This is a genomic window from Kitasatospora sp. NPDC057198 (assembly GCF_042670125.1).
Taxonomy (GTDB): domain Bacteria; phylum Actinomycetota; class Actinomycetes; order Streptomycetales; family Streptomycetaceae; genus Kitasatospora.
The window spans coordinates 1-5,035 of record NZ_JBHUWH010000533.1 but is presented as its reverse complement, the minus strand read 5'-3'; the positions used below and the strand labels follow the sequence as shown (position 1 = coordinate 5,035).

6 protein-coding genes are annotated in these 5,035 nt (G+C 70.4%); 5 read left to right on the top strand and 1 reads right to left on the bottom strand.

Annotation, left to right across the window (positions count from 1 at the left end):
* Positions 1-95: 95 nt before the first annotated feature.
* Positions 96-1,961, bottom strand: a complete 1,866-nt coding sequence (gene dnaA / locus ACFUEL_RS34870) for a chromosomal replication initiator protein DnaA (protein WP_380241446.1) — start codon at positions 1,959-1,961, stop codon at positions 96-98.
* A 430-nt stretch (positions 1,962-2,391) separates the two neighbouring features.
* Between dnaA and rpmH the strand changes: the two genes are divergently transcribed.
* From rpmH to ACFUEL_RS34845, 5 genes are all read left to right on the top strand, one after another.
* The gene (rpmH, locus tag ACFUEL_RS34865; RefSeq protein WP_033214180.1) at positions 2,392-2,529 is read left to right on the top strand and encodes a 50S ribosomal protein L34; all 138 of its coding nucleotides are present in this window, start codon (positions 2,392-2,394) and stop codon (positions 2,527-2,529) included.
* Between the two features lie 19 nt (positions 2,530-2,548).
* The gene (rnpA, locus tag ACFUEL_RS34860) at positions 2,549-2,977 is read left to right on the top strand and encodes a ribonuclease P protein component (protein ID WP_344549809.1); all 429 of its coding nucleotides are present in this window, start codon (positions 2,549-2,551) and stop codon (positions 2,975-2,977) included.
* A complete protein-coding gene (gene yidD / locus ACFUEL_RS34855; RefSeq protein ID WP_033214182.1) occupies positions 2,974-3,288 on the top strand; it encodes a membrane protein insertion efficiency factor YidD in 315 nt (104 codons plus the stop codon). Before rnpA ends, yidD begins: the two co-directional genes overlap by 4 nt.
* A 3-nt stretch (positions 3,289-3,291) precedes the next feature.
* Positions 3,292-4,464 carry a membrane protein insertase YidC gene (gene yidC, locus ACFUEL_RS34850; protein WP_380241443.1) on the top strand — a complete coding sequence of 391 codons (1,173 nt, stop codon included), beginning with the start codon at positions 3,292-3,294 and terminating at the stop codon, positions 4,462-4,464.
* A 58-nt stretch (positions 4,465-4,522) separates the two neighbouring features.
* The coding region (locus ACFUEL_RS34845) for a protein jag (protein WP_380241441.1) at positions 4,523-5,035 on the top strand (513 nt) is incomplete at its 3' end.

Below are 5,035 nucleotides of genomic sequence, written 5' to 3'. Positions count from 1 at the left end.
CCCTTGGATGCTTCAACTACCGTGCTGGCAAAGGTTTTTGACGATCCCGCAGCACTCCGCCGCAGCGGCCCCGCACGGTGTCCGACTTTTGTTAGCTAGCTCTTGATGCGGTTGGTCAACTCGGTGACCTGGTTGTAGATGGACCGCCGCTCGGCCATCAGCGAGCGGATCTTGCGGTCCGCGTGCATCACCGTGGTGTGGTCCCGGCCGCCGAACTGGGCGCCGATCTTCGGCAGCGACAGGTCGGTCAGCTCCCGGCACAGGTACATGGCGATCTGACGGGCCGTCACCAGCACCCGGCTGCGCGAGGACCCGCACAGGTCCTCGACGCCCAGGCCGAAGTACGCGGCGGTCTGCTGCATGATCACCTGCGCGGTGATCTCCGGCCCGGCGTCCTCGTCCCCGCCCGGGATCAGGTCCTTCAGGACGATCCCGGCCAGCTCCAGGTCGACCGGGGCCCGGTTCAGGTTGGCGAACGCGGTGACCCGGATCAGCGCGCCCTCCAGCTCCCGGATGTTCCGGGTGATCCGGGAGGCGATGAACTCCAGCACGTCGGCCGGGGCGTTCAGCTGCTCCTGGATCGCCTTCTTGCGCAGGATCGCGATCCGGGTCTCCAGCTCCGGCGGGGTGACGTCGGTGATCAGCCCCCACTCGAAGCGGTTGCGCAGCCGGTCCTCCAGGGTGATCAGCTGCTTGGGCGGCCGGTCCGAGGAGAGGACGATCTGCTTGTTCGCGTTGTGCAGGGTGTTGAAGGTGTGGAAGAACTCCTCCTGCGTCGACTCCTTGCTGGCCAGGAACTGGATGTCGTCGACCAGCAGGATGTCGATGTCCCGGTAGCGCTTGCGGAACGCGTCCGCCTTGCCGTCCCGGATCGAGTTGATGAACTCGTTGGTGAACTCCTCCGAGCTCACGTAGCGCACCCGGGTGCCCGGGAACAGGCTGCGCGAGTAGTGCCCGATGGCGTGCAGCAGGTGGGTCTTGCCGAGGCCGGACTCGCCGTAGACGAAGAGCGGGTTGTACGCCTTGGCCGGTGCCTCGGCGACCGCCACCGCCGCGGCGTGCGCGAAGCGGTTGGAGGCACCGATCACGAAGGTGTCGAACAGGTACTTGGGGTTCAGCCGGGCGTTCGGCTCGTCCTTGCGCGGGCCGCCCGCCGGGGGAGCGCCGGGCGGGGCCGGGACGCCGGGGGGGCGCTCGACCGGGGCGTGCGACGGGGCGCTGGGCCGGGCGCCGCGCCGGGAGCCGCCCTGGCGCGGCCGGTCCTCGTCCGGGGAGCCGAGCGCCCCGCCGAACAGGTCGCCCTGCGCCGAGTCCGGGCCGGGCCGGTGGGTGCGCCGCGGAGCGGGCTCCGGGCGCCGCTCGGGGACCTGGGCGGGCTCGCCCCAGCCGCCGGCCTCCGCGCCGGGCTGGTGGTCCCGGTACGGGGCCTGGGCGGGCGCCCGGTAGGGCTCGGCCGCCGGGTACCCGGACGGGTAGGGCTGCCGCGGGTAGTCGTCGGCGGCCCGGCCCGGCCAGGCCCCGGGCGGCGGCCCCTGCTGCTGGTAGCCGGGCCCGGCCGGGTACGGCTGCTCGGCCCGCGGGGCGTACGGCTGCTCGGCGCGCGCCGGGTAGGACTGCTCGGGGCGCGGGTGCGGCCACTCCGGGACGGGCTCGGGGTCGAGCTCCTGGTCCTGGTCCGGCTCGCCGGCCGGGGCGGCGGTGGCGTCCACCATCACCGCGATCCGCACCTGGCGGCCGAACTCCTGCGAGATGGCCTCGGTCAGCTGCGGCAGCAGCCGGCCCTCCAGCACCTGCTTGGCGAACTCGTTGGGCGCCGCGAGCAGGGCGGTGTCGTGCATCATCCACATCGGCTGGGTGCGGCGCACCCAGTTCTTGTCCTTCTCGACGACATCGCTGTCGCTGACCAGTCGCTCGACGACCCTCGACCACATCAGGACGAGATCGCTGTTGACATCAGCCACTGGTACACGCTTTCTCGTTCCCCGAGCAGGGGCAGCCAGGCAAGGTCAAGGAGGGGGTTCGGGGTGGCGCGGCGGCGGGGCGGCCGCGGGCACAGAACAAAAGAGACAAGTCCTGCAACGGTAGTCAGCGCGCAGAGCTGATTCAAGTTTCTGTCCACAGGCTGTGGGCAACGGCGTGGCGGCCACCCGGTTTGACCCTCGCACCCGCTCCCGCGTACCGTAACCAGGTCGAGTTGTCGATGGCCGCTGCCGCATGTCCGCGGGTCCGCCCGCTTCCATGACGCGCGCAGCACGGGCGCCGTGGTGTTCCTCAGCCCAGCAGATCTGGGCCCGGGACCGGATTTCCCAAGTGCAAGGGGAGATCGCGCGGACGCACGGTGACGGCCAAGCGACTCCCCGTCATCCTACGATTCACCCCAGGAGCCCCCGAGTGAGCAAGCGCACCTTCCAGCCGAACAACCGTCGTCGCGCCAAGACCCACGGCTTCCGGCTGCGCATGCGTACCCGTGCCGGCCGCGCCATCCTGGCGAACCGCCGTGCCAAGGGCCGCACCGCCCTGTCCGCCTGATCCGCGCAGAGGGTCTGCAGTGCTGCCCACCGAGAATCGGCTGCGGCGGCGCCAGGACTTCGCGACCGCGGTGAAACGCGGTCGCCGCGCAGGCCGGCCCCTGCTGGTGGTCCACCTCCACAGAGAGGCGGAGCCCGACGGAGGAGCCGGCCGGAACAGCGACTCACACCCGCACGTCGCCGAAGGGCTTCCTTCGGCGCGTGCGGGTTTCGTCGTGAGCAAGGCCGTGGGGCCCGCGGTGGTCCGCAACGCGGTGAAGCGTCGGCTGCGTCACCTGGTCCGCGAGCGTCTGTCCCGGTTGCCCGCAGGTAGCCTGATAGTGGTACGGGCGCTGCCGGCCGCGGCGACGGCCCCGTACCCGGACCTCGAACACGACCTGGACGCGGCGCTGCGGCGCCTGCTCAGGTCGGAACCGACCGGCAGTGCCCCGACGGGAACAGGGCGATGAAGTACCTGCTGATGGGCCTGATCAGGCTCTACCAGTGGACCATCAGTCCGCTGCTCGGTCCGGTGTGCCGTTATTACCCCTCGTGCTCGCGCTACGGGTACGAGGCGGTTCGCGTCCACGGCGCGATCAAGGGCGGCTGGCTGACCGGCTGGCGCATCCTGCGCTGCAACCCTTGGTCTCCCGGTGGGGTTGACCACGTTCCGCCGCGAAAGCACCCGGTGTGGCACCGCCGGCTGCGCAATCTGCTGAACCCCACGAGCGGGACCGCCGAGCCGGAGCCGGTGGCGAAGCCCGATGCCCAAGGAGTCTGACCGGTGACCTTCGGTTTTCTGAGTCCCCTCTACACAGCGGTGTCCTGGATCATCGTCCAGTTCCACTCGCTGTTCAGCCACGTCTTCGACCCCGACGGCGGCCTGGCGTGGGGTCTGTCCATCGTGATGATGGTGGTCGTCATCCGGATCTGCCTGATCCCGCTCTTCGTGAAGCAGATCAAGGCGACCCGGGCCATGCAGGCGATCCAGCCGAAGATGAAGGCCATCCAGGAGCGCTACAAGAACGACAAGCAGCGCCAGTCCGAAGAGATGATGAAGCTGTACAAGGAGGCGGGCACCAACCCGTTCTCCTCGTGCCTTCCGATCCTCGTGCAGGCGCCGTTCTTCACCGCCCTCTACGGCGTGCTGGCCTCGATCGCCAACGACAAGACGATCGGCGTGATCGACCGGCCGCTGCTGGAGAGCGCCCAGCAGGCGCACATCTTCGGTGCCCCGCTGTCGGCCAAGTTCGTCGGCGCGGACAGCGTGCAGATCCAGATCGTCTGCGCGGTCATGATCGTGCTGATGTCGCTGTCGCAGTTCGTCACCCAGCGCCAGCTGATGACGAAGAACGTCGACCTCACCGTCAAGACGCCGTTCATGCAGCAGCAGAAGATGCTGATGTACGTCTTCCCGGTCATGTTCGCCGTGATGGGCATCAACTTCCCGGTCGGTGTGCTGGTCTACTGGCTCACCACCAACGTCTGGTCGATGGCCCAGCAGCTGGTCGTCATCCGCAACAACCCGACGCCGGGCAGCCGGGCGTGGGACGAGCGCCAGGCCCGCCTGAAGAAGCAGGGCCGGATCAACCCGGACGGCTCGATCCAGAAGGCCGGCCTGGTGGCCGCGCTCAAGGGCTCCAACAAGGGCGGCGCGGCGGCCGATGCCGAGGCGGCGGTCACCGAGAGCGTGCAGGTGCGCCGGCAGCAGCCGCGCAAGCAGAGCAAGGCCCAGCGCCAGGCGTCCGCCCCGCACCAGCCGCACGTCCCGGAGCCGACGGACGCGCCGGGCACGGCGGCCGCGGACGAGGCGGAGGCCAAGCCGGCCGCGTCGCCCGGCGCCGGGAAGCCCGGTACGAAGGCGGGCGGGTCGAAGCCGGGTGCCCAGTCGGGCCAGGGCCAGCGCCAGCAGCCGCGGCGCGGTGGCCAGTCCGGTCAGCGGCCGAAGAAGAAGTAGTCCCCCCACCCTCGTTCTCGGCCCCACCCGAGGGCCTCGTTTCCGAAGGAGTCCACCTGTGACGGATGGCACCACCTCCGCCGTCGACACCGCCCCGGCCGGTGAGAGCGTCCTCTCGCGTCTGGAGCACGAGGGTGACATCGCCGCCGACTACCTGGAGGGTCTGCTGGACATCGCGGACCTGGACGGCGACATCGACATGGACGTCGAGGGGGACCGGGCGCTGGTCTCCATCGTCGGCGAGGGCGACGACCGGACGCTGCAGCGGCTGGTGGGCCAGGACGGCGAGGTGCTGGAGGCGCTCCAGGAGCTGACCCGGCTGGCCGTGCACCGGGAGACCGGTGAGCGCAGCCGCCTGATGCTGGACGTCGCGGGCTTCCGGGCGCGCAAGCGGGCCGAGCTGGCGGAGCTGGGCGCGGAGGCGTCCGAGCGGGTCAAGAGCACCGGCGAGCAGGTCAAGCTGCGGCCGATGACCCCGTTCGAGCGCAAGGTGGTGCACGACGCGGTGGCCGCCGCGGGCCTGCGCAGCGAGTCGGAGGGCGAGGAGCCCCAGCGCTGTGTGGTCGTGCTG

What these genes read in the sequence shown, in the direction of transcription:
- yidD (WP_033214182.1), top strand. Translation starts at nt 2,974, where the DNA reads ATGAAGTACCTGCTGATGGGCCTGATCAGGCTCTACCAGTGGACCATC.